General features: G+C 69.7%; 23 protein-coding genes and 1 pseudogene. 10 read left to right on the forward strand and 14 right to left on the reverse strand.

Annotation, left to right across the window (positions count from 1 at the left end; genetic code table 11):
* Positions 1–180: 180 nt before the first annotated feature.
* From OG194_RS19010 to OG194_RS19030, 5 genes and pseudogenes are all read right to left on the reverse strand, one after another.
* A pseudogene (locus tag OG194_RS19010) lies at positions 181–759 on the reverse strand (NuoI/complex I 23 kDa subunit family protein); the annotation flags it as partial.
* Positions 759–1727, reverse strand: a complete 969-nt coding sequence (locus OG194_RS19015) for a complex I subunit 1/NuoH family protein (RefSeq protein ID WP_327402023.1) — start codon at positions 1725–1727, stop codon at positions 759–761. The gene OG194_RS19015 and the pseudogene OG194_RS19010, both read right to left, overlap by 1 nt.
* Positions 1724–3061 (reverse strand): NADH-quinone oxidoreductase subunit C, encoded by a 1338-nt coding sequence (locus OG194_RS19020; protein WP_327402024.1) that lies wholly within the window; start codon positions 3059–3061, stop codon positions 1724–1726. The genes OG194_RS19015 and OG194_RS19020 overlap by 4 nt, the downstream gene beginning before the upstream one ends.
* Positions 3058–3795, reverse strand: a complete 738-nt coding sequence (locus tag OG194_RS19025; RefSeq protein WP_327402025.1) for an NADH-quinone oxidoreductase subunit B — start codon at positions 3793–3795, stop codon at positions 3058–3060. The genes OG194_RS19020 and OG194_RS19025 overlap by 4 nt, the downstream gene beginning before the upstream one ends.
* On the reverse strand, positions 3786–4208 hold the full coding sequence (locus OG194_RS19030; RefSeq protein ID WP_327407128.1) for an NADH-quinone oxidoreductase subunit A: 423 nt from the start codon (positions 4206–4208) through the stop codon (positions 3786–3788). The genes OG194_RS19025 and OG194_RS19030 overlap by 10 nt, the downstream gene beginning before the upstream one ends.
* Positions 4209–4495: 287 nt before the next feature.
* On the opposite strand from OG194_RS19030, the gene OG194_RS19035 reads away from it, so the two are divergent.
* From OG194_RS19035 to OG194_RS19055, 5 genes are all read left to right on the forward strand, one after another.
* On the forward strand, positions 4496–5710 hold the full coding sequence (locus tag OG194_RS19035; protein WP_327402026.1) for a sensor histidine kinase: 1215 nt from the start codon (positions 4496–4498) through the stop codon (positions 5708–5710).
* 123 nt (positions 5711–5833) lie between these two features.
* Entirely contained in the window at positions 5834–7195 is a 1362-nt protein-coding gene (locus OG194_RS19040) for a sensor histidine kinase (RefSeq protein ID WP_327402027.1), read from the forward strand.
* A 386-nt stretch (positions 7196–7581) separates the two neighbouring features.
* Complete coding sequence (locus tag OG194_RS19045) at positions 7582–8241, forward strand: response regulator transcription factor (RefSeq protein WP_026179104.1); 660 nt, start codon at positions 7582–7584, stop codon at positions 8239–8241.
* A 318-nt stretch (positions 8242–8559) separates the two neighbouring features.
* On the forward strand, positions 8560–10497 hold the full coding sequence (locus tag OG194_RS19050; protein WP_327402028.1) for a 2-oxoacid:acceptor oxidoreductase subunit alpha: 1938 nt from the start codon (positions 8560–8562) through the stop codon (positions 10495–10497).
* Positions 10490–11569 (forward strand): 2-oxoacid:ferredoxin oxidoreductase subunit beta, encoded by a 1080-nt coding sequence (locus tag OG194_RS19055; protein WP_327402029.1) that lies wholly within the window; start codon positions 10490–10492, stop codon positions 11567–11569. Before OG194_RS19050 ends, OG194_RS19055 begins: the two co-directional genes overlap by 8 nt.
* Before the next feature lie 65 nt (positions 11570–11634).
* Here OG194_RS19055 and OG194_RS19060 read toward each other — a convergent pair whose 3' ends face one another.
* The 3 genes from OG194_RS19060 to OG194_RS19070 all read right to left on the reverse strand — a co-directional run bounded on the left by OG194_RS19060 (position 11635) and on the right by OG194_RS19070 (position 13406).
* On the reverse strand, positions 11635–11871 hold the full coding sequence (locus OG194_RS19060) for a hypothetical protein (protein WP_327402030.1): 237 nt from the start codon (positions 11869–11871) through the stop codon (positions 11635–11637).
* A gap of 310 nt (positions 11872–12181) precedes the next feature.
* Positions 12182–12817, reverse strand: coding sequence for a DUF6082 family protein (locus OG194_RS19065; RefSeq protein WP_327407129.1), 636 nt, complete (start codon positions 12815–12817; stop codon positions 12182–12184).
* A 181-nt stretch (positions 12818–12998) separates the two neighbouring features.
* Positions 12999–13406: a winged helix-turn-helix transcriptional regulator gene (locus OG194_RS19070; protein ID WP_327402031.1), complete on the reverse strand. Its 408-nt coding sequence runs from the start codon at positions 13404–13406 to the stop codon at positions 12999–13001.
* A 119-nt stretch (positions 13407–13525) separates the two neighbouring features.
* On the opposite strand from OG194_RS19070, the gene OG194_RS19075 reads away from it, so the two are divergent.
* Positions 13526–14380 (forward strand): SDR family oxidoreductase, encoded by an 855-nt coding sequence (locus tag OG194_RS19075; protein ID WP_327402032.1) that lies wholly within the window; start codon positions 13526–13528, stop codon positions 14378–14380.
* A gap of 24 nt (positions 14381–14404) precedes the next feature.
* On the opposite strand, the gene OG194_RS19080 is transcribed toward OG194_RS19075, so the two are convergent.
* Positions 14405–14614 (reverse strand): alkyl sulfatase C-terminal domain-containing protein, encoded by a 210-nt coding sequence (locus OG194_RS19080; protein WP_327407130.1) that lies wholly within the window; start codon positions 14612–14614, stop codon positions 14405–14407.
* Positions 14554–14967: an alkyl sulfatase dimerization domain-containing protein gene (locus OG194_RS19085; RefSeq protein ID WP_327402033.1), complete on the reverse strand. Its 414-nt coding sequence runs from the start codon at positions 14965–14967 to the stop codon at positions 14554–14556. Before OG194_RS19085 ends, OG194_RS19080 begins: the two co-directional genes overlap by 61 nt.
* Before the next feature lie 144 nt (positions 14968–15111).
* On the opposite strand from OG194_RS19085, the gene rarD reads away from it, so the two are divergent.
* On the forward strand, positions 15112–16128 hold the full coding sequence (gene rarD / locus OG194_RS19090; protein ID WP_327402034.1) for an EamA family transporter RarD: 1017 nt from the start codon (positions 15112–15114) through the stop codon (positions 16126–16128).
* 37 nt (positions 16129–16165) lie between these two features.
* Entirely contained in the window at positions 16166–16636 is a 471-nt protein-coding gene (locus tag OG194_RS19095; RefSeq protein WP_327402035.1) for a VOC family protein, read from the forward strand.
* A gap of 10 nt (positions 16637–16646) precedes the next feature.
* Here OG194_RS19095 and OG194_RS47640 read toward each other — a convergent pair whose 3' ends face one another.
* Positions 16647–17987 (reverse strand): tetratricopeptide repeat protein, encoded by a 1341-nt coding sequence (locus tag OG194_RS47640; protein ID WP_442811589.1) that lies wholly within the window; start codon positions 17985–17987, stop codon positions 16647–16649.
* 178 nt (positions 17988–18165) lie between these two features.
* Here OG194_RS47640 and OG194_RS19110 point away from each other — a divergent pair, with 178 nt between their 5' ends.
* Positions 18166–18735 (forward strand): DUF6668 family protein, encoded by a 570-nt coding sequence (locus OG194_RS19110; RefSeq protein ID WP_327402038.1) that lies wholly within the window; start codon positions 18166–18168, stop codon positions 18733–18735.
* A 289-nt stretch (positions 18736–19024) separates the two neighbouring features.
* On the forward strand, positions 19025–19612 hold the full coding sequence (locus tag OG194_RS19115; protein WP_327402039.1) for a flavodoxin family protein: 588 nt from the start codon (positions 19025–19027) through the stop codon (positions 19610–19612).
* Positions 19613–19616: 4 nt separating this feature from the next.
* Here the strand turns inward: OG194_RS19115 and OG194_RS19120 are convergent, their stop codons facing one another.
* The 3 genes from OG194_RS19120 to OG194_RS19130 are packed head-to-tail and all read right to left on the reverse strand — an operon-like array spanning position 19617 to position 22764.
* Positions 19617–20525: an ABC transporter permease gene (locus OG194_RS19120; RefSeq protein WP_327402040.1), complete on the reverse strand. Its 909-nt coding sequence runs from the start codon at positions 20523–20525 to the stop codon at positions 19617–19619.
* Positions 20512–21486 carry an ABC transporter ATP-binding protein gene (locus OG194_RS19125; RefSeq protein ID WP_327402041.1) on the reverse strand — a complete coding sequence of 325 codons (975 nt, stop codon included), beginning with the start codon at positions 21484–21486 and terminating at the stop codon, positions 20512–20514. The genes OG194_RS19120 and OG194_RS19125 overlap by 14 nt, the downstream gene beginning before the upstream one ends.
* 51 nt (positions 21487–21537) lie before the next feature.
* Complete coding sequence (locus OG194_RS19130; RefSeq protein WP_327402042.1) at positions 21538–22764, reverse strand: LolA family protein; 1227 nt, start codon at positions 22762–22764, stop codon at positions 21538–21540.
* Between the last annotated feature and the right edge of the window lie 190 nt (positions 22765–22954).

Consider the following 22954-nt stretch of genomic DNA (forward strand, 5'->3'; position numbering starts at 1 on the left):
TGCGGTTTCCGCAGTCTGCGGGGACTCTGTGGGCTTGGTCTGCGCAGTCTCGGTGACCTCTACGGCCTGCGTGGCCTTCGCGCGCCCCGCGGCTTCCGTGGCCTGTGCGGTCTCTGTGGGCTTGGTCTGCGTGGTCTCTGCCGGCGCTGCGGTTTCCGGAGTCTGCATGGCCTCCGTGGTCGCTGCGGCTTCCGCGGCTTCCTCGGCCTGTGCGGCCTGTGACGCCTGAGCTACCTGAGCTGCCGCCAGCTTCTCGGCGGTCTTGTGGGCGGCGGCGATCTCCTTGGGTTCCTCGGCGTTGGGGTCGAGGGCGGGTGGGGCCGGGACGGTCCACATCCACTCGCGGAGCTTGTCGCGTTCGTGGGTGAGTTCGTGGATGTCGGTCTCGGCGTACTCGAACTCCGGGGACCAGAACAGCGCGTCGAAAGGGCAGACCTCGATGCAGATACCGCAGTACATGCACAGGGAGAAGTCGATGGCGAAGCGGTCGAGGACGTTGCGGCTGCGCTCACGGCCGCCGGGGGCAGCCGCCGGGACCGTCTCCTTGTGGGAGTCGATGTAGATGCACCAGTCGGGGCACTCACGGGCGCAGAGCATGCAGACCGTGCAGTTCTCCTCGAACAGGCCGATAACTCCGCGGGTGCGGGGCGGGAGGTCGGGCTGGGTGTCCGGGTACTGCTCGGTGACGGTCTTCTTCGTCATCGTGCGGAGGGTGACGGCCAGGCCCTTGGCGAGACCGGAGCCGGGGATCGGGGCCATCAGAGGAACACCACCTTCACGATGCCGGTGAGGGCGATCTGAGCGAGGGAGAGGGGGACGAGGAGGGTCCAGGAGAGTTTCTGGAGCTGGTCCTCGCGCAGGCGGGGATAGGTGACGCGGAGCCAGATGACGACGAAGGCGAGGATTCCGGTCTTCAGCAGGGTCCAGACCCAGCCGAGGCCGTCCGCGCCCCACGGGCCGTGCCAGCCGCCCAGGAAGAGGACGGTGGTCAGGCCGCACAGGACGACGATGCCGGCGTACTCGGCGAGGAGGAACAGGGCGAAGCGGAGGCCGGTGTACTCGGTGTAGGCGCCGAAGATGATCTCGGAGTCGGCGACGGGCATGTCGAAGGGGGGCCGCTGGAGTTCGGCCAGGCCGGCGATGAAGAACACGATCGCGCCGACGATCTGCCAGGGCAGCCACCACCAGTGGAAGGCGTCGAGGATGCCGGGGAGGGAGACCGTGCCGGCTGCCATCGCCACGGAGGCGGCGGTGAGCAGCATGGGGAGTTCGTAGGCGAGGAGTTGCGCGGCGGTGCGGAGGCCGCCGAGAAGGGAGAACTTGTTGGCGGAGGCCCAGCCGGCCATGAGCGAGCCGAGGACGCTCACGCCCATCACCGCGAGGACGAAGAAGATGCCCGCGTCCAGTACCTGGCCGACGGCGCCCTCGCTCGGGCCGATGGGGATGGCGAGGAGGACGAGCAGGTACGGGAGGAGGGCGACGGCGGGGGCGATTTGGAAGACACGGCGGTCCGCGCCCGCCGGGACGATGTCTTCCTTCTGGGCGAACTTCACGCCGTCCGCGACGAGTTGGGCCCAGCCGTGGAAGCCGCCTGCGTACATCGGGCCGAGGCGGCCCTGCATGTGGGCCATCACCTTGTGCTCGGTCTGGCCGACGATCAGGGGGAAGGTGAGGAAGACGACGAAGACGATCAGGAGTCGCAGGGCGACGTCGAGCACGTCGTTCACTGCGGGCCTCCTGTGGGGGTGTCGGGAGTTGGGGGGTCAGGAGTTGGGGGGTCAGGAGTTGGGTTTTCGGAGGCGGGGCCTTCGGTGGTGGGGGGTGAATCGGGCCCTTCAACTGCCTCCGTCTCAGGCGCAGTTGTGTCCGCGTCGGGCTCGGGCTGCTCGAAGGCCGGGCGGGCGTTGTGCCACGGGGCGTCCGTGTTGCGGGGAGCGGTGGGGGGCTGGGTGGTGCCGCCCTCGCGTGTTGACGCCGGTCCCCGTGACGGGTCTGCCGCGGGTGCCGATTCCGGTTCCACCGCCGGTGCCGGTGTCGGCGCCTGTTGCGATGCCGAGCCGTCGCCCGCGCTGCGCGACCGGCGAGGGGGTGCCGCGCCCGTGCCCTGTTGACTCGCCGAACCCTCCGAGGCGCTGCGTGCGCGGCGCGGCGCGGCCGGGGTTCCCGAACCCTGCTCACCGGGACCGGTCCCGTCACCGGCATCCCGGCCCTGGCTCACCGCACCCTCACCCTCACCCTCACCCGAAGGCACCGCACCCCCAGCCGGCGCCGCCTGACTCACCGACCCCTCCGAAACCGAACGGGCCCGCCGCACAGGACGATCGCCGGCCGCACGGGCCGGACCGTCACCGGCCGCGCGGGCCGGAGGCTCACCCGCCGCACCTGTCGTACGCTCACCCGCTCCACGCACCGGACGCTCACCCGCTCCACGCACCGGACGCTCACCCGCCGCCCGCCCCGCCCCCCGCGCAGGTCGCGCCGGGGCCGCCGGAAGTTGGCCCTTCAATGGGCCCCACTCGTTCGGGTCGGGGACGCCCGGCGGGAGCATCTGGCGGCGTTTCGGGCCGCCGTGGTCCGACTCGCCCGGTTCCTTCGCTCCGGGCCAGGCCTTGGCGACTCGGGCCGCGAGGACGAAGTCCTTGCGGAGGGGGTGGCCTTCGAAGGTTTCCGGGAGGAGGAGGTGGTCCAGTGCCGGGTGGCCCTCGAAGTCGACGCCGAACATTTCGTGGGTCTCGCGTTCGTGCCAGGCGGCGCCCGCGTAGACGTCGACGGCGGTGGGGAGTGCCGGGGTCTCGTGCGGGACGGTCGTACGGATGAGGAGTCGACGTACCGGTGCCAGTGCCACGACGTGGGCGGAGACGTGGAAGCCGGTGCCGGGTTCGTCGACCGCGCTCAGCCAGTCGAAGTAGGTGCAGCTCAGGTCGTCGCGGGCGGTGCGCAGGGCGGCGAGCCAGGTGGTGGGAGGTACGTCGACCGTGAGGAGGTCGTAGGACTCCTCGGCCGTGGCCTCCGTACCGAACAACTCCTCGACCGGTGCGGGCAGCCAGCCGACGGCGGTCATCGGGCGTCCCCCGGGCCGGAGTTGGAGCCCGGGCCGGAGTCGGAGTCCGAGTCGTAGCCCGAGTGGGAGGACGGGCCCGAGTCGGAGGGCAGGCCGGCACCCGCACCCGGCGAGTCCGCACCCGCACCCTTACTCGCAGAGTCCCAGCCAGGCACCGGCACCGGCGCCGTCACCAACCCGCTCTGTAGCGCCGCCGTAGAAGCCCGGCCCCCAGCCACCCCGTACCGCTCCCCCAGCGACTCCCGGGCGATCTTCTCCTGGAGTTTGAGGATGCCCTGGAGGAGGGCCTCGGGGCGGGGCGGGCAGCCGGGGACGTAGACGTCGACCGGGATGATCTGGTCGACGCCCTTCGTGACCGAGTACGAGTCCCAGTACGGGCCGCCGCAGTTGCTGCACGCGCCGAAGGAGATGACGTATTTGGGCTCGGGCATCTGCTCGTAGAGGCGTTTCACGGCCGGGGCCATCTTGTCCGTGACCGTGCCGGAGACGACCATCAGGTCGGCCTGGCGCGGGCCGGGCGCGAAGGGGATCACGCCGAGGCGGATGAAGTCGTGGCGGGCCATGGACGCGGCGATGAACTCGATGGCGCAGCAGGCGAGGCCGAAGTTGAAGACCCAGAGGGAGTAGCGGCGGCCCCAGTTGAGGACCACCTTCATGGGTTCGGGGGCGAGGCGGGCGAGGGCGCCCAGGCGTTTCGGCTCCGGCAGCATCACGGGCTCGGGGGTCACGTCCATGCCAGGACGCCCTTCTTGTATGCGTACAGCAGGCCCACGGTCAGGAAGCCCAGGAAGATGAACATCTCGACGAGGGTGGTCGCGCCGTAGCCCGGCGCGGCGAAGACCGTCGCCCAGGGGAAGAGGAAGATCGAGTCGACGGCGAAAATGACGTACAGGAACGCGTAGACGTAGTACCGGACTTGGGTGTGGGCCCAGCCCTCGCCGACGGGGTCGACGCCGCACTCGTACGTCAGGAGTTTCTCGGGGGTGGGGACGACCGGGCGCAGCAGGCGGCCCGCGCCGAAGGCCACGGCGACGAAGAGCACGCCGACGACGGCGAGCAGTCCCACGACGGAGTAGGACCGGAAGTAGTCCGCCGCGACGACCACGGTCGGCTCCCGCAAGGTGTTCGGCAAGGTCCCCGGCAACATCTCCCGCAAGTCCGACCCCTCCTCCTCGGCACGGGCTTCCCCACGGCACGCTCCGGTGACCCGGTGCCCCCGTGACCCATGTGAACTCTGTGTTCGACGATCTGTACGCACGGGAGTCTAGGCCCTGTTAAAGAGACGGTAAGCAGCCCGTCACGCCTTGAGCTCACCCGAGATGCCCCTGATCTCCCCCTGATCTCCCCCGGAGATCCCGTGGTGGGGTTTTCCCCAGCAGACCCGGGCGGCGGACCTCATGGCGCCGGAGCGCGTCGCCGGGCACGCTGGGCCATATGACCGTACGTATCCCCTACGCCGACCCGGCGGCACCCGGCGGCGAGCTCGACGAGCCGCTGCCGCCTGCCCGCTTCGCCTACGACCGACACACCTGGAAGGAGATCGCGCATCTCCTGACGAATCTGCCGGTGTCGGTGTTCGGCTTCGTCTATGTGGTGACGATGCTGGCCATCAGCGGCGGGCTGACCGTCACCGTGGTCGGGTTCCCGCTGCTCGCGCTCGGGTTGATGGGCGCCCGGCTGATCGGGAAGTTCGAGCGGGGCCGGGCCCGGCGGCTGCTGGGGGTGCGGATCGACGAGCCGAGCCCGTTGCCGTGGCGCAAGGGCGGCGGGCTGCTGCAACGGGTGTGGATGGCGCTGAAGGACCCGGTGGGCTGGCGGACGGTGCTGTACGACGGGATGCGGTTGCCGTGGGGCATCGTCACCTTCACCGTCACGCTGACCTCGTTGTTCGTGCTGTGGCCGGTGCTGCCGTTCATCGCGCGCGGGCTGGCGAACGCGGACCGGGCGATGGTGCGCGGCCTCCTCTCCCCCTCCGACGAACTGGAGCGCCGTATCGCCGAGTTGGAGTCCGACCGGGGTGTCGTGGTCGACACGGCGGCGGCGGATCTGCGGCGGATCGAGCGCGACCTGCACGACGGGGCGCAGGCCCGGCTGGTCAATCTGGCGATGGGCCTGGGGCTGGCCAAGGAGAAGTTGCTGGAGGGCCAGGCCGACGAACAGGTCGCCGCGATGGTCGACGAGGCGCATGGCGAGGTGAAGCTGGCGCTCCAGGAACTGCGGGACCTTGCGCGCGGGATCCATCCCGCCGTCCTCACCGACCGCGGACTCGACGCGGCCCTCTCCTCCGTCGCCTCGCGCTGCACGGTGCCGGTGAAGGTGACCGCCGACATCGGCGCGCGCCCGGCCGCTGCCATCGAGGGCATCGCGTACTTCACCGTCTCCGAGCTGCTCCAGAACATCAGCAAGCACAGCGGCGCCCGTTCGGCGTCGGTGGACGTGTGGCGGTCGGAGGACCGGCTGCTCATCCAGGTCTGGGACGACGGCCGCGGCGGCGCGAACCTCGACGGCGGCACCGGCATGCGCGGCCTGGCCGACCGACTCGGCGCGGTCGACGGCCTGTTCGTCCTCGACTCCCCGCCGGGCGGCCCTACGACCGTCACGGCGGAACTCCCCTGGCGGGAACGGACCACCGACCCAGCCCGGGGGTAGGGAAAACCCCCCTCCCGGGAGGCCGACGGACTCCATGGTCCACGGACCTGCGGTCAAGCAGTCTGGAGATACGACAGCACGGCCGGCACGGCTGCGGACAACGAGTAGAACGGGACGACGTCAATGGCCACGGAGTACGGGCAGGGGTACGGAACGCACGGCACGTTCGACCTCGACGAGCGGCGCCGGCACCGGCTGCCGGCCGTGCTGCGCGCACCCTTCGAGGCGCGCAGCTGGCGGGAGTTCGGCTATGTGCTGCTGAGCCTGCCGATCAGCATCCTGCTCTTCACCTACGCCGTCACGATGGTGTCGCTGGGCGCGGGCCTGCTGATCACCTTCCTCGGCGTGCCGGTCCTGGCGGGCGCGCTGGCCGGCTGCCGCGGTTTCGGCGTGCTGGAGCGGGCGCGGGCCCGCCGGCTGCTCGACCTGGACGTCGCGGCCCCCGAGCCGCTGCGCATGAAGAAGAACGGCCCGATGGCCTGGATGGGCGCCGTCCTCAAGAGCGGCTCGTCCTGGCGCCATCTGCTGTACGCCCTGCTGCACTTCCCGTGGGCGGTCTTCTCCTTCGTCGTCGGCCTCACCTTCTGGTCGTACGGCTGGGCCCTCCTGACGTACCCGCTGTGGTTCTGGGTCTTCCCGATGTACGGCGGTGGGGGCGGCCTTCAGCTCTACGGCGACGAGCACCACCGGATCTACCTGGACAACCCCTTCGAGATCACCGTGACCGCGCTGGTCGGACTGCTGTTCACGCTGGCCACGCCGTGGATCGTGCGGGCGCTGACGATGGTGGACCGGGTCATGGTGCACGGGCTGCTCGGCCCGTCGACCCTGGCGACCCGGGTCGTGGAGCTGGAGTCGGACCGGGGCGTCGTGGTCGACACGGCGGCGGCGGATCTACGGCGGATCGAGCGCGACCTGCACGACGGGGCGCAGGCCCGGCTCGTGGCCCTGGCCATGGATCTGGGGCTGGCGAAGGAGAAGCTGACGGAGGACCCGCAGGCGGCGGCGCGGATGGTCGGCGAGGCGCACGGCGAGGTCAAGACGGCGTTGCAGGAGCTGCGGGATCTGGCGCGCGGGATCCACCCGGCGGTGCTGACCGACCGGGGGCTGGACGCGGCCCTGTCCTCCGTGGCCTCGCGGTGCACGGTGCCGGTGCAGGTGGACGTGGATCTGCCCGCGCGGCCGGCCGCCGCCATCGAGGGCATCGCGTACTTCACCGTCTCCGAGCTGCTCCAGAACATCAGCAAGCACGCGCGGGCCACGTATGCCGCGGTGGATGTGTGGCGCGTGGAGAACCGGCTGATGCTTCAGGTCGTGGACAACGGGGTGGGCGGCGCGGATGCCTCCGGCGGTTCCGGGCTCGCTGGTCTTGCCGGGCGGCTGGACGCGGTGGACGGGATTCTGGTGGTGGACTCGCCGGTGGGTGGGCCCACTCGGATCACGGCGGAGTTGCCCTGGCGGGAAGTTGAGGGCTTGAGGCGTTGACGGGTTGAGCCCGCTGTCCTGCCCTCCGGGGGCTGCGGGCTGGATATAGCTGGCCTGCGCTGAAAGCCGGAAGCCGGCAGCCCGCAGCCCGCAGCCCGCAGCCCGCAGCCCGCAGCCCGCAGCCCGCGCAGCGAAGCAGACACCGGACAGGCCGGACTCCTCCGCCCTCACTACCCTCCGCAGGCTGTGGTCCGTTCTAACCATTCAACACACCCGACAGCGGTTAGATTTACCCCCAGCCTCCAGCACCCCCCCACCCTCGATTCCATCCCGCCGCCCGCACCAGGTCGCGAACCCTGGAATGCTGGACCTGTCGTGTGGACGGACGCGGACCGACGTGGGCCGGCAGGGCGGGCAATGGGGGGCCGAACATCGTGGAGGACAGGGTGCGGGTGGTCATCGCCGAGGATTCAGTGCTGCTCAGGGAGGGCCTGACCCGGTTGTTGACCGATCGCGGGCATGACGTGGTGGCCGGGGTGGGCGACGGGGACGCGCTGGTGAAGACCATCACCGAGCTGGCGGATCAGGGCGCGCTGCCGGACGTGGTCGTGGCCGACGTACGAATGCCGCCGACACACACCGACGAGGGTGTGCGGGCGGCCGTGGAGCTGCGCAAGGCGCATCCCGGTCTCGGCGTGCTGGTGTTGTCGCAGTACGTGGAGGAGCGCTACGCCACCGAACTGCTGGCCGGTTCCACGCACGGCGTCGGCTATCTGCTGAAGGACCGGGTGGCCGAGGTGCGCGAGTTCGTCGACGCCGTGGTGCGCGTGGCCTCGGGCGGTACGGCGCTCGACCCGGAGGTGGTCGCGCAGTTGCTCGGGCGCAGCCGTAAGCAGGACGTGCTCGTACGGCTCACCCCTCGGGAGCGCGAGGTGCTGGGACTGATGGCCGAGGGGCGGACGAACTCCGCGATAGCCCGGCAGCTCGTGGTGAGCGACGGCGCGGTCGAGAAGCACGTCAGCAACATCTTCCTGAAGCTGGGCCTGTCGCCGAGTGACGGGGATCACCGACGTGTTCTGGCCGTCCTCACCTACCTCAACTCCTGACAGAATCCTGCCAAACTGACACCGTGTCAGCTGTCCGGCCGCCGACCGGCGGTTGTTCACCGCCGTCAGTCACCTGTCAGCCGGATCCGAGGGCCGGACAGCCAAGTCCGAGAACCAGCCAACACGACGGGAGCGTCTCCGAGGGAAGCGTCGGGGGGCAAGAAATCATGACAAGTCAGGGCGTCAGGCCGTCTCAAAACAGCGTCCATCATGCGAACGGCCGAAGGAAGGCGACCCTTACAGACGTAGGGTTGATCCTGGGAGGGTCGGCAGTACGACCATGCCCGGACAGCGTCCTCGAAGAGGAGGTCCAGTTCAGTGACCAGCCAGGTCAGTAGCCCAGCGGAGCAGGCCGACGGAGCCGACAGCACGTTGGTCGGGGAACAACGCAAACCGGCGGGGGTGAAAGACGTCCACCGCCTGGACCGGGTGATCATCCGGTTCGCCGGTGACTCGGGTGACGGGATGCAGCTCACCGGCGACCGCTTCACCTCGGAGACGGCGTCCTTCGGGAACGACCTCTCCACCCTGCCGAACTTCCCGGCCGAGATCCGCGCCCCCGCAGGCACCCTGCCGGGGGTTTCGTCGTTCCAGCTGCATTTCGCCGACCACGACATCCTGACCCCGGGCGACGCGCCCAACGTGCTGGTCGCGATGAATCCGGCCGCCCTGAAGGCGAACATCGCCGATGTGCCGCGCGGCGCGGAGATCATCGTCAACACGGACGAGTTCACCAAACGCGCGCTGCAGAAGGTGGGTTACGCCGCCTCGCCCCTCGACGACGGGTCGTTGGACGGCTACAGCCTGCACCGCGTGCCCCTGACGGCCCTCACCGTCGAGGCGTTGAAGGACTTCGGCCTGACCCGCAAGGAGGCCGAGCGCAGCAAGAACATGTTCGCGCTGGGCCTGCTGTCGTGGATGTACCACCGGCCGACCGAGGGCACCGAGAAGTTCCTGAAGTCGAAGTTCGCGAAGAAACCCGAGATCGCGGCGGCCAACATCGCGGCGTTCAGGGCGGGTTGGAACTTCGGCGAGACGACGGAGGACTTCGCGGTCTCCTACGAGGTCGCGCCGGCCACCACCGCGTTCCCGACCGGCACCTACCGCAACATCTCCGGGAACCTGGCCCTGTCCTACGGCTTGGTCGCCGCGTCCCGACAGGCGGACCTGCCCCTCTTCCTGGGCTCGTACCCGATCACCCCGGCCTCGGACATCCTGCACGAGCTGAGCCGGCACAAGAACTTCGGCGTGCGGACCTTCCAGGCCGAGGACGAGATCGCGGGCATCGGCGCGGCCCTGGGCGCGGCCTTCGGTGGCTCCCTCGCGGTGACGACGACGAGCGGCCCGGGCGTGGCACTGAAGTCGGAGACCATCGGCCTCGCCGTATCCATGGAACTCCCGCTCCTCGTCCTGGACATCCAGCGCGGCGGCCCCTCCACCGGCCTCCCCACCAAGACCGAACAGGCCGACCTGCTCCAGGCGATGTTCGGCCGCAACGGCGAGGCGCCGGTCCCGATCGTCGCCCCGTGCACACCGGCCGACTGCTTCGACGCGGCGATCGAGGCCGCACGCATCGCGCTCACCTACCGCACCCCGGTGATGCTCCTCTCGGACGGCTACCTGGCCAACGGCAGCGAGCCCTGGCGCATCCCCGACATCGACGAACTCCCGGACCTCACCGTCCAGTTCGCGCAGGGCCCGAACCACACCCTGGACGACGGCACCGAGGTCTTCTGGCCCTACAAACGCGACCCGCAGACCCTCGCCCGCCCCTGGGCCATCCCCGGCACGCCCGGCCTGGAACACCGCATCGGCGGCATCGAGAAGCAGGACGGCACGGGCAACATCTCCTACGACCCCGCCAACCACGACTTCATGGTCCGCACCCGCCAGGCCAAGATCGACGGCATCGACGTACCGGATCTGGAGGTCGACGACCCGCACGGAGCGCGGACGCTGGTCCTCGGCTGGGGCTCGACGTTCGGCCCGATCACGGCGGCGGTACGACGCCTGCGGGCATCCGGCGAGTCCATCGCCCAGGCCCACCTCCGCCACCTCAACCCCTTCCCCCGCAACCTCGGCGCGGTCCTGAAGCGCTACGACAGAGTCGTCATCCCCGAGATGAACCTCGGCCAGCTCGCCACACTGGTCCGGGCGAAGTACCTGGTGGACGCGCACTCGTACAACCAGGTGAACGGCATGCCGTTCAAGGCTGAGCAGCTCGCCACGGCTCTCAAGGAGGCCATCGATGGCTGAGACGTCCACGGAAGGCACGGGCACGATCGAGGCACTTTCACTCGTCCCCAAGGCCGAGGCAGTGCAGTCCATGAAGGACTTCAAGTCCGATCAGGAAGTGCGCTGGTGCCCCGGCTGCGGTGACTACGCGATCCTCGCGGCGGTCCAGGGCTTCATGCCGGAGTTGGGCCTGGCCAAGGAGAACATCGTCTTCGTCTCCGGCATCGGCTGCTCCTCCCGCTTCCCGTACTACATGAACACGTACGGCATGCACTCGATCCACGGCCGCGCCCCCGCGATCGCGACCGGACTGGCCGCGTCCAGGCGGGACTTGAGCGTCTGGGTGGTCACGGGTGACGGCGACGCCCTCTCCATCGGCGGCAACCACCTGATCCACGCCCTGCGCCGCAACGTCAACCTGAAGATCCTCCTCTTCAACAACCGGATCTACGGCCTGACAAAGGGCCAGTACTCGCCGACCTCCGAGGTAGGCAAGATCACGAAGTCCACCCCGATGGGCTCCCTCGACGCCCCCTTCAACCCGGTGTCGCTCGCGATCGGCGCGGAGGCGTCCTTCGTGGCCCGCACGATCGACTCGGACCGCAAACACCTCACCCAGGTCCTGCGCGAGGCGGCCGCCCACCCCGGCACGGCGCTCGTCGAGATCTACCAGAACTGCAACATCTTCAACGACGGCGCCTTCGACGCGCTGAAGGACCGCCAGCAGGCCGAGGAGGCAGTGATCCGCCTGGAACACGGGCAGCCGATCCGGTTCGGCGCGGAGGGCGCGCGGGGGGTGGTCCGGGACGCGACGTCGGGTGACCTGAAGGTGGTCGACGTAACCCCGGACAACGAGTCCCAGATCCTGATCCACGACGCCCACGCGACCTCCCCCACCACCGCCTTCGCCCTCTCCCGCCTGGCCGACCCGGACACCCTGCACCACACCCCGATCGGTGTACTCCGGTCCGTGGAACGCCCCGTCTACGACACACAGATGGCCGACCAGCTCGACACGGCGATCGTGCAGAACGGGAAGGGCGACCTGTCCACGCTGTTGGCGGGCGGGGACACCTGGACGGTTGTGGGCTGAGGGTTTCGCTCATACGGATGGAGGGCCCGGGTTCCGTACCCGGGCCCTCCATCCGTCTGTTCACGTCACGCGTCGGGGATGTCCCTCTTGGCCCTGAGCAAGGTGTCCCTGCTGATGATCACGATTCTCTCGTAGTCCGCGCGGGCGGCGTCCGGAGGGAGAAGGGAGTCGAGGTCCTCGGTGGCTTCGGTGCCGATGACCGCGAAATTGCCGTCACTCAGTTCGAAGATGTCCGGACAGGTCTCCATCGTTCCGCTGCCGCGCAACTTGGGTGGATCTCCTAGACGGCGGACGATGCTCAACGACACGTGCGGGCTCCCTCTGTTCACCCCCTTCTCGCTCCAGCCACCCGGACGTGCCGAAGCAGCGACACGTCTAGGTCCGCCGAGCGACAATGCAGGGTTCAGCACGCAGCGGAGAAGGACCACTGAAACTGACGAAATGCCGACCGAAATGGGGGAGCCTTCCGCCTCGCGGCGACGTCCACACCCTAAATCGGCCGACGATTACACTCTGCCACAGAGCCAGGGAATTCAATAACTGGACGTAATAAAGTCGCCAAGTCAATTCCCCAATGGCCCTGTCAGTAAGTCGACAGCAGACTGGAGAGCGTCACCGGCGGGTGCCATCGGAACGGGACCCGGGACCCGCCGGATCCGGCCCGACGATCCACCACTCCTCAGGATCGTCGGCCAGTTCCTCGATCATCACGTCGACGACCGCACCGACCCGCGCCTCGGTCGAGTCGGCGGGCAGGGACCTGCGATGCTCGACCGTGCGGTCCCAGTACTCGGCGAACAGCTTGTTGCGGCACAGCACACGCAACTGCCCGACGAGTTCGTCCCAGTCGTACATCCCGACCCGGTGGGCCATCAACAGACTTCCGTACTCGCGGTTGGCGAAGATCATCTGGCGCCGCTTGGCCACCGGGATCCCGGTCAGCGTGCTCCCCGCGTCGGCCAGCGCCGGATCGTCGATCGCCCGGTCCATCTGGTCCAAGGTCAGCCGGTACTGCTGGATCAGGTTCGCCCGGTGTATCTCCTCGGTCATCAGCGTCAGTTGACCGAGCAGTTCCACCAGGATGTCCTCCTGACGCCGACGACGGGAGCCCCGGGCGAAGAAGGCTCGCATCAAGCCGAGCCCTGCCGCGACAGCAGAACCGATACTCCTACCGCGGTCGGCTCGATTCTGTGTGGCCATGTCAAGGTGTCCCCCTGGATCCGGTAACCGTGCGCCACACAACGACATCGCGGATCGACGCACGGTGGACGTGGCACTCCGCATCCAGCGTGCCCGGCGACTCAAGTCGGCGCGGGAGGCGGAGAGGGGGCGCATGGATGGACGTGTCTCGCATGTCGACCAACACCCTGACATATGTGTGCCCCCAGGGCGCCGTGTACATGCCTTCAGGCTTCTGCGGACCGACGCATCACTCCTGCTCAGAGCCCCTCTTCCGCGCGTCATAAATCTCCCGCGCCTCCAGCACCCGCCCCATCCGATCCGTGGCCCACAGCGCCAGCCCCCGTACCTGTTCCGCCGCCTCGCGGCCCAGGTCGGTCAGCGAATAGTCCACCCGCGGCGGAATCACCGGCTGCGCGTCGCGGTGGACCAAGCCGTCGCGCTCAAGCGTCTGCAGGGTCTGGGCCAGCATCTTCTCGCTGACCTGTCGCACCTCCCCGATCGCCCGGCGGAGTTCGCTGAAGCGGTAGGGGCGGTCGAGGAGTTCGATGAGGACCAGGACGCCCCAGCGGGACGTGACGTGTTCCATGATCAGGCGGTGCGGGCACATCGCCTCGCCCACCGCGCGGCCACCGGCCACCTCTGCACTTACTGCCATGCCAGTACCTTACTTCAAAGTGGGTACTTTCCACGAGTTAGCGCCTCCCCTAGGGTTAGTGGCACGCACCGCACCGCATCACGCCGCACCACGCCGCACCCCTACAAGGAGTCGTCACCATGAGCATCGTCGTCACCGGAGCCACCGGACACCTCGGCCGTCACGTCGTGGAGCAGTTGCTGGAGAAGGTTCCGGCCGACCGCATCACCGCTGTCGTACGGACGCCGGAGAAGGCCGCCGACTTCGCCGAGCGCGGCGTGAAGATCGTCGTCGCGGACTACAACACCCCCGAGACCTACGACACCGTCTTCGCCGCCGGCGACAAGGTGCTGCTGATCTCCGGCAACGAGTTCGACAAGGGTCGGGTCGGGCAGCACAAGGTCGTCATCGAGGCCGCCAAGGCCGCCGGTGTCGCGCTCCTCGCCTACACCAGCGCCCCCGGCCCCCTCGCCGCCGCCCTGGCCGACGACCACCGCGGCACGGAGGAGGCGCTGCTGGCGTCCGGAGTGCCGTACGCCCTGCTCCGCAACGGTTGGTACAACGAGAACTACACCGAGAACCTCGCCCCCGTCCTGGAGCACAACGCCGTCGTGGCCGCCGCCGGTGACGGCCGGGTCTCCGCCGCCTCGCGCGCCGACTACGCCGCCGCCGCCGTCGCCGTACTGACCGGCGAGGGCCACGAGAACCAGACGTACGAACTGGGCGGCGACGAGGCGTGGAGCTTCGCCGAGTACGCGGCCGAGCTGAGCCGGCAGACCGGCAAGGAGATCGCCTACAACAACGTGCCCGCCGAGACCCTGATCGGCATCCTCACCGGCGCCGGCCTGCCCGAGCCGTTCGCCGCGATCCTCGCCGGGGTCGACGCGTCCATCGCACAGGGCCAACTGGTCGTCTCCACAGGCGACTTGTCCCGCCTCTCGGGCCACCCGACCACGCCGATCAGCGAGTCGATCGCCATCGCGCTCAAGGGCTGACCCGCCTCCAGAGGGCCCCGGCCATCACGGCGTGACGATCGGGAACCCCTTGTCGGGCCAGGTGACGTGGGAGAAGACCCGGGCCAGCAAGGTCTCGTCGCCCTCGGTCGTGACGCCGTCGAGGCCCTTGCCCGCGAGGACGCCCAGGAGTCGGGGCTTCGTGAGGGTGAGGGTCAGGCCCGCCCGGGTCTTGGGGGTGTCCAGGGTCCGGTGGGCGAGCGCGCCGTTGTGCAGCGTGAGGCGGCGACGGAGTCCAGCGGCATGTCCGTGGTCAACGACATCACCACCGACATCACCATCTCCGGGCCGGCCGTGCCGATGGCGATGGAGTTGACGCCGTGGCGCAACTCCATGGCGGAGGTCGGACAGAAGTTGCGCCAGGTGCCGTTCTCGGCGCCGTGGCCGAGCAACTCGTAGACCTGCGCGAGGAGTTCCTTGGCGTCGGCGCGCAACGGGTCGGCGAAGACGATGTGGTTGAGGAGCGTGGCCGCGAAACGCGGGTCGCCGGCGTCGCTCCGTTCCAGGGCTCCGGCCACACGCGGCGGGGGGCTCGGGTCGGCTGAGGGCGCGTCGATCCATCTCAACATCGGCCGGACGGGACCGCATGCCAGACGCTCGCCCCCTCCCCTGTCATGACCGTATGGCGATACGGCCATGACAGCCGGGGCCTCTCGGCGCTACCTTCGTGCTGGCCGCGTCGACGCGGCAGGGCGCGTGCGAAGGAGGGGCCCGTGAGCGGGAAGCCGAGCGGGGAGCCGAGCGGGAAGCCGAAGGGCGACCAGCACCACATAGGACTGCTGAACGGCTTCGCGGCATACGGGATGTGGGGCCTGGTCCCGCTGTTCTGGCCGCTGCTCAAGCCCGCGGGCGCCGCCGAGATCCTCGCCCACCGCATGGTGTGGTCGCTGGCCTTCGTCGCCGTGGCACTCCTCGTGATCCGACGCTGGGCCTGGGCCGGCGAACTCCTGCGCCAGCCCCGCAAGTTGGGCCTCGTGACGATCGCCGCGGCCTTCATCACCGTCAACTGGGGCGTCTACATCTGGGCCGTGAACAGCGGCCACGTCGTCGAGGCCTCGCTCGGCTACTTCATCAACCCCCTCGTCACCATCGCGATGGGCGTCCTGCTCCTGAAGGAACGGCTGCGCCCGGCGCAGTGGGCCGCGGTCGGCGTGGGCCTGGCCGCCGTGATCGTCCTGGCCGTCGGCTACGGCCAGCCGCCCTGGATCTCCCTCACGCTCGCCTTCTCCTTCGCGACGTACGGCCTGGTGAAGAAGAAGGTCAACCTCGGCGGCATCGAGTCACTGGCCGCGGAGACCGCGATCCAGTTCCTGCCGGCGCTCGCCTACCTGCTGTGGCTCGGCGCACACGGCGAGGCGACCTTCGCCGAGGAGGGCGTCGGCCACGCAACCCTCCTCGCCTCCACCGGCATCGTCACCGCCCTCCCCCTCGTCTGCTTCGGCGCGGCGGCGATCCGGGTACCGCTGTCGACCCTGGGCCTGCTCCAGTACATGGCACCGGTGTTCCAGTTCCTGCTGGGCATCCTGTACTTCCACGAGTCGATGCCCCTCGAACGCTGGGCGGGCTTCGCGCTCGTATGGCTGGCCCTCATCCTCCTGACGACGGACGCGTGGCGTACGGCGCGGAGGGGCAGGGCGGCGGCAGCAGCGGCGATCCCACAGGAGACGCCCCCGGCCGGAAGTCCGAACCCATTGGACAGAGCGGACACAGCGGACACGGTAGAGGCGTAGCCCGCAGGCCCACCGCACCGATGCCAGAGTGAAGGGCATGACACAGACGCCCGCACCCACACCCGTCCACTGGAAACTGGTCATCGACGCGGCCGACCCGCACGCCCAGGCGGACTTCTGGGCCGCAGCGCTCCACTACGAGACCGAAGACAACAGCGCCCTCGTCCAACAGCTCCTGAAAATGGGCGCGTTGCCCGAAGCCGCGGCCGTCGACTTCCACGGCCGCCCGGCCTTCCGCGACCTGATGGCCGTACGACACCCCGACGACCCCTACGACAAGGACCGCGGCACGGGCCTGGGCCGCCGCCTCCTCTTCCAGCGCGTGCCCGAGCCGAAAACCACCAAGAACCGCCTCCACCTCGACCTGCACCCGGGCCCGGACCACCGCGAGGCCGAGGTGGAACGCCTCACCGGCCTCGGCGCGAGCGTGCTGCGCCGGGTGACGGAACCGGCCGGCGCCTGGGTCGTGATGACGGACCCCGAGGGGAACGAGTTCTGCGTGGCCTAGGGGGCGGGCGTCACTCAGCGGCCCTGCGGGCGCGCTCGGTGAGGCGCCCCATACGGGCGCGGGCGGACTCCAGTTCCTCGATGTCCTCTGCGGCGGGGCCGTCCTCGGTGGTGAGTTCGGTCCACAGGTCGATGAGGTCGCGGCCGAGGGCGAGGCCCTGCTCCGGGTCGCGTACGGCGCGCCAGGCGGTGGCCGCGCTCTGGACGTTGCCGTAGGCGGCCTCCGCGTCGTGGGCGCGGTGGCGGATGCGGGCGAGGTCGAGGGAGAGGTGGAAGGCGCGGAGCGGGTCACCGGCCAAGTAGGCGATGTACGCGGCGAGTTCGCGCAGCCGTAGGACTTCGGGGTGCTCGGGGCCCAGAGCACCCGCCGCGTCCGCGACGGTCCGCTCCGCAAGGCCCGCGGCCTCGTCGATCCGCCCCGCCTTGACGGCGTCGTTGATCCGCACCATCGGCTCGATGAGAAACGCGGTCCCCGCGCCGTCGGTCGTCACCGGTTCGTCGCCCAGCACGGCCTCGGCCACGGCGTCGAAACCACGCGCGGGCGTCGGCTTGGGGTCCGGTTCCGGGGCGGTGAGGGCGAGGTCGGGGATGGGGATGGCGGCGGGACGCGGGGCGCGTTCCGGAGCGACCGGCGGCACATCCGCGACCGGCGGTACATCAGTCACCGGCGCCGCGTCCATCACCGGCGGCGGCCCGAACGCTCCCGTAGGCGCCTGCACCGATCCCAGCGGCGCACCCCCCTCGGCCGACTCCGGCACCGCGTGCAGCGGAAAGGTCGGCGCGGACTCCCCCGCCGACTCGGGCACAGCCCGCAACGGAAAGGTCGGAACCACCTCCCCCTCCACCCCCGGAGCGGACACGGCCCGCAGCCGATGAGTCACCGGGTCACCACTCGACCGAGGCCGAGGCCGGTCCTCGGGTTCCCGAGACAGTTCCGGTTCCGGTTCCGGTCCTACGACGTCCGGGGACACCGCCGGAGGCAGCGCGGGGGGCGGCGGCGGAAAACCGACCGGGGCAGCCCCTTCCCCTGGGCCGGCGATGGCCCACGGCTCCGCCGAGAAGTGACTGGACCCGTCCGGATCGATCTGGAGCGGAACGACGTACCCGATCCGGTCGTCGTGGACAGTCGCGCGCACGGGGTGCCCCGTGGCCGAGGCGATGCGATGAAGCTGACTCAGAACCGCCTGCTGGATCTCCTCGCCCGCGGCCACCGCCACCGGCACTCCCCCGATCGACGCACCACCGGCGCCCGGGCCGTCCACGGGGACGCGCACCTCGAAAGGTGACGCGGCGGGTGCCGAGCGTGCGGCTCGCTTCTGTTCCCGCTTCTTCTCGCGGCTGAGTCGAGTCATCGGTTCCCTCACTCGCATGCGTCGGGGAGGCGGCCCGCGTTCCCCAGCGTCAAGATCCGTTCGTACGCGTACTGTTGAGTCTCGCCGTTCCCTTCAGGTTCTCAGGTAACCGCGACGTCACAGCCTCGTCCCAGGAGTTCCGTGAGGACCGGCGGGACCACGAGGGAGGAACTCGGTCATGCAGACAGGTGGACGGCAGGGCCCGGAGATCTGGCTCCGCGGACCGGTACCGCTACCGGTGGACAACGGCCCGCACGCAGAGGCACCGGAAGCACCCGAGCGCCCCTCCAGTATCCCCACCCGCATCCCCGCCGGCATCACCACCGCCCCACGCCGCCGCTTCTCCTGGGTCGCCACCCACGGCGGCACCGGCGCCACCACCCTCGCGTCGGTCTACGGCGGTCAGGACTGCGGACGTGACTGGCCGGGCCCCGAGGACCCCCCGTCGATCCTGCTCGTCGCCCGCACGCACGCCGCCGGGCTGGCCGCCGTATCCCGCGCCCTGGAGGTCTTCCGCCGCGGCGAGGCCCCCGCAGGGCTCGACCTGGACGCCGTGGTCCTCGTAGCGGACGCCCCCGGCCGCCTGCCCCGCCAACTCGCCCAGCACATCAAGGCCATCGAGTCGGTGATCGACGTCTACCGCGTGCCCTGGGTCCCGTCCTGGCGCATCGGCGACCTCACCGGCGAACCACCCCGCGAGACAGAAGCCCTGGCCCGTCTCACGGGCACGATCCGCCACCCACGCTGAAGCCCACCCGAATGGGCCGGGATGGCCCACGCGCCCGCAGCCGCCGACGAACCGGGAGCGGGTCGTGGCGGTACGGCGCAGCCCGCCGCGTACCCGGCACCAACCCGTCCAGTTCCGACAACACCCGTGGGGCCCCACAAGCGGCGGGCTCGCCGTACCGCTACGACCCCACCACACACCCGCGGGCGCACCCCCCAACCCCCCGCAGGCACCCCATGGACAGATGATTGCGCGCGCATATAATGCATACGGCTATAACTGCCGCACGCCGATTACTCTTGGGGGACCCATGACCCGCCGCTTCCTCTTCGTGCTGGGCAGCGCCCGCCTGGACGGCAACACCGAACTCCTCGCCCGCAGGGCCGCCGAGCAGCTGCCCCCGGACGTCGAGCAGGAGTGGATCCGCCTGGCCGACCACCCGCTCCCCGACTTCCTGGACATCCGGCACGACGGAATAGTCCGGCCCGTCCAGCCCACCGAGAACGACACCATCCGGCAGCTGCTCGACGCCACCCTCGCCGCGACGGACATCGTGATCGCCTCGCCGGTCTACTGGTACTCGCTCTCCGGCCTCACCAAGCGCTACCTGGACTACTGGTCCGACTGGCTGCGCGTGCCGGGCGCCGACTTCAAGGCGACGATGGCCGGCCGCACGCTCTGGGGCGTCTCCGCCCTCGCCGACAAAGAGCCCGTGGTCGCCGACCCGGTGATCGGCACGCTCAACAACTCGGCCGCGTACCTCAAGATGCGCTTCGGCGGAGTCCTGCTCGGCAACGGCAGCGCCCCCGGCGACGTACTGAAGGACACCGAGGCACTGACCCGAGCGAAGACGTTCTTCACCCAGGAAGCCCCGCTCGCCCGCTTCCCTACGCCGTGATGTCCTACGCCGTGATGTCCTTCGCCGTGAACCGCGCCCAGGCCGCCGACCCGAACACCGCCGCGTACAACGCCTGAAGACCCAGGTTCTTCACCAGGTCGTCCCAGTACACCGGTTCGCGCATGAGGTCGGCGAAGGACAGCCAGTAGTGGGAGAAGAAGTACGGCTGAAGCGCGTGCAGTTGGGGAATCTGGTCAAGGATCTGAACGGTGATCAACAGCCCCACGGTGGTAGCCATCGCCGCGATCCCGCTGCTGGTCATGGTCGAGATGAACAACCCCAGGGCCGCGATACCGACAAGCGACGCGGCAACGACCAGCGCGATCAACAGCGCCCGCCCCAGCCCCTCCGCGAAGCTGATCTGCGTACCGGAGATGGTCGTCAGATCCCCCAGCGGAAAGAGCAACGCCCCTACCGTCAGCGCCGAAACCGCCACGACCAGCGTCGCCACCACACAGAACGTCAGCACCGTCGCGTACTTGGTGAGCAGCAGCCGGGTACGGCCGGCCGGAGCCACCAGGAGATACCGCAGGGTCCCCGCGCTGGCCTCGCCCGCGATCGCGTCCCCCGCGACGACCCCGATGGCCATGGGCAGGAAGAACGGAAGCGTGGCGGCCAACGCCGTGAACACCAGGAACAGGCCGTTGTTGGTGATCTGCGCAATGAACGCGGGCCCCCCGCCGCCACCCCCGTTCCCACGCCCAGGCCCCGACCCGTCCTGCGTCTCCAGCTTGACCGCGATCCCGACCAGGATCGGCACGGCAGCCAGCACGCCGAGCAACGCGAGCGTGCGCCACCGCCGGAACGTCGTCACCAACTCGCTGCGCAACAGCCCGAAGGTCCAGAGAAACCGGGGCGCACGCACGGCCACCGACCCGGAATCGGCGGAAGCAACCACCTCAGCCCGCGACATCGAACCCCTCCCCCGTGAGCGCCACGAACGCGTCCTCCAGAGAAGCCCGTTCAACCCCGAAGCCCCGCACCCGCACCCTGGCGGTCACCAACGCCTCGTTCACCTCGGCGAGTTCACGATCGGGCGGCTCGGCAGTCACCCGCTCCTCCGCCACGACCACATCGGCCAGCCCCAGTTCCTTCAGCACCCGCGCCGCGTCCCCGGCATCAGGCGTGGTCACGAACAGCCGCCCCCGCGTCCCCGCCGCCAGCTCGGTCACCGACCCCTGCGTGATCAACCGGCCCTGCGCCATGACCGCCGCATGCGTGCAGACCTGCTCGATCTCGTCGAGCAGATGGGAAGACAGAAAAACGGTCGTACCGTCAGAGGCCAACTCCCGGATCAGAGACCGGATTTCACGCATACCCTGCGGATCGAGCCCGTTGGTCGGCTCGTCCAGAACAAGCAGTTCACGGGGCTGGAGCAGAGCAGAGGCAAGCCCCAGCCGCTGCTTCATCCCCAGCGAGTACGCCTTGGCCTTCTTTCCGGCGGCAGCAGTCAGCCCCACCCGATCCAGCGCGGCGGCAACCCGATCCCGCCGGGTACGCGGATCGGCGGTCGGGTCGGCGGCGTCGTACCGAAGCAGGTTGTCGCGACCGGACAGGAACCCGTACAGGGCGGGCCCCTCGATCAGCGCACCGACGCGCGGCAGGACCGTACGCACGGATCTGGGCATGGGACGGCCCAGCACACGGGCCGTCCCGGAGGTGGGCTCGATCAGCCCCATCAGCATGCGGATGGTGGTGGTCTTGCCCGAGCCATTGGGCCCGAGGAAGCCGAAGACGCTGCCCGCCGGGACGGTCAGGTCGAGACCGTCCACGGCGAGCTGCCCGCCGCGGAAGCGCTTGGTGAGACCACGGGTGGCGATGATGCCGTCACCCGCGTCCGCCTGTTCCTGCACTTCCGCGCACGGTCCGCCCATCGACTCCCTCGATTCGTCGTGCCCCTGCGGCAGTTGATCAGCCGCCGGTACTTACTTCGCCGCGTCCGCCGCCTTCACCAGCGCGCTCTTGGTGACCGCGCCGACGTAGACCTTGCCGTCGTCGGTGACCAGGGCGTTGATCAGCCGGGTCGAGTAGACCGTGCCCGAACCGAAGGAACCCTTCACCTGGTCGCCGAGCGAGCTGAGGAAGCCGCCGAGGTCGCCGCCGCCGGACTTGGAGCCGGACGGGATGCCCTGGCCGCCGGTGTCGAAGACGGCGATGGAGTTCCAGCCCTTGCCGATGACCGTGGGATCGTCGGCGCCCTTGGCGAGCCCCTTGTCCGTCTTGCTGTTCTTGTCGTCCTTGCCGAACGGGGTGGAGTGGTCCGGAGTCGCCTTGCTCGCGCTGTCCTCCGTGGTGACCTTCGCCCCCTTGGGCGTCTTGAAGTCGAAGGTCGAGGCGGCCGGCTTGCTGAGGCTGAGCTGGGTGAAGCCGACGTCGACGACGGCCGCGCCGCCGCTCGCCGGGGTGAGCGTGAACTTGAGCGGCAGGCCGGTCTTCGCGTCCACCGCGATGCTGATCGCGCCGACCGTCGTACCGGACTGCTTGGGCTTGATCAGCAGCTTGTAGGCGTCGCGGCCGGCAACGTGCTCGGTGCCGTCGACCGTGACGGACGTCGTGTCGTCGACCGACTTCAGCGCCTCGTCGGTGAGCCCCTTGGGCGTGGCCCGGGTCTCGTCGCTCTTGGAGGCGTCGGCGGCGGTCGTGCCGTGGAAGACCTCGTTCGTCTGGCTGTCGTAGCCCCAGACGTCCTTGCCGTTGTGGATGAGGCTGTACTCCGCCGCGTTCTCCAGCAGGGAGACCTTCTGCTTGTCGGGGCCGTCGGCCGCGACGCGCAGGGTGTGGGTGCCGGTGGCCAACTCGGTGAGCTTGGTCGTCGGATCGGCGGAGGAGCCGTCGCCTGACTTCGTGGCGCCGGACAGCATGCTGCTCTCCAGGCCGCCGAGGTCGGGCAGGCCGAGGTCCGTGCTGATCTTCACCGTGCCGGACAGCTGCTGGACGTCCGACTTGGCGATCTTGTTGATGAGCTGCTCTGCGGTGACCTTGGGAAGGTTCGGGTCGCCGGAGTCGGCGAGCGCCGGGACCAGTCCGATGGTCGCGGCCGCCACCCCCACCACGGTGACCGGGACGATGTACCGCGCCGCCCTGCGCCGCCCGGCCCGGAGCTCGTCGCGCTCTCCGGTGTCCGTGCTGTCGTCGGTTTCGTACGGTGCCATGTCTGCCTTACCTCCGTCGTCGGCGGCGGCTAACCCTTGCTGTACTCTCCCCCAGTTCTCGGCTTCGCTCGAACCGGGAGGGGCCCCCACCACCCTGAGCCGCCATTCTCACCCGAATCGGTGAGGAGTGGTGTTTTCTCTGTTCTCCATCTGACCAAATCGCCGGGGGATAAGCGTCAGACCCGGGAGC

It is taken from the genome of Streptomyces sp. NBC_01288 (genome assembly GCF_035982055.1).
Classification (GTDB): domain Bacteria; phylum Actinomycetota; class Actinomycetes; order Streptomycetales; family Streptomycetaceae; genus Streptomyces.

Coding starts and splice junctions, on each gene's coding strand:
- OG194_RS19020 (WP_327402024.1), bottom strand. CDS start 3,061: ATGACCGCCGTCGGCTGGCTGCCCGCACCGGTCGAGGAGTTGTTCGGT.
- OG194_RS19025 (WP_327402025.1), bottom strand. CDS start 3,795: ATGGACGTGACCCCCGAGCCCGTGATGCTGCCGGAGCCGAAACGCCTG.
- OG194_RS19030 (WP_327407128.1), bottom strand. CDS start 4,208: ATGTTGCCGGGGACCTTGCCGAACACCTTGCGGGAGCCGACCGTGGTC.
- OG194_RS19035 (WP_327402026.1), top strand. CDS start 4,496: ATGACCGTACGTATCCCCTACGCCGACCCGGCGGCACCCGGCGGCGAG.
- OG194_RS19040 (WP_327402027.1), top strand. CDS start 5,834: ATGGCCACGGAGTACGGGCAGGGGTACGGAACGCACGGCACGTTCGAC.
- OG194_RS19055 (WP_327402029.1), top strand. CDS start 10,490: ATGGCTGAGACGTCCACGGAAGGCACGGGCACGATCGAGGCACTTTCA.
- OG194_RS19065 (WP_327407129.1), bottom strand. CDS start 12,817: ATGTCGTTGTGTGGCGCACGGTTACCGGATCCAGGGGGACACCTTGAC.
- OG194_RS19070 (WP_327402031.1), bottom strand. CDS start 13,406: ATGGCAGTAAGTGCAGAGGTGGCCGGTGGCCGCGCGGTGGGCGAGGCG.
- OG194_RS19075 (WP_327402032.1), top strand. CDS start 13,526: ATGAGCATCGTCGTCACCGGAGCCACCGGACACCTCGGCCGTCACGTC.
- OG194_RS19085 (WP_327402033.1), bottom strand. CDS start 14,967: ATGTTGAGATGGATCGACGCGCCCTCAGCCGACCCGAGCCCCCCGCCG.
- OG194_RS19095 (WP_327402035.1), top strand. CDS start 16,166: ATGACACAGACGCCCGCACCCACACCCGTCCACTGGAAACTGGTCATC.
- OG194_RS47640 (WP_442811589.1), bottom strand. CDS start 17,987: ATGACTCGACTCAGCCGCGAGAAGAAGCGGGAACAGAAGCGAGCCGCA.
- OG194_RS19110 (WP_327402038.1), top strand. CDS start 18,166: ATGCAGACAGGTGGACGGCAGGGCCCGGAGATCTGGCTCCGCGGACCG.
- OG194_RS19115 (WP_327402039.1), top strand. CDS start 19,025: ATGACCCGCCGCTTCCTCTTCGTGCTGGGCAGCGCCCGCCTGGACGGC.
- OG194_RS19120 (WP_327402040.1), bottom strand. CDS start 20,525: ATGTCGCGGGCTGAGGTGGTTGCTTCCGCCGATTCCGGGTCGGTGGCC.
- OG194_RS19125 (WP_327402041.1), bottom strand. CDS start 21,486: ATGGGCGGACCGTGCGCGGAAGTGCAGGAACAGGCGGACGCGGGTGAC.
- OG194_RS19130 (WP_327402042.1), bottom strand. CDS start 22,764: ATGGCACCGTACGAAACCGACGACAGCACGGACACCGGAGAGCGCGAC.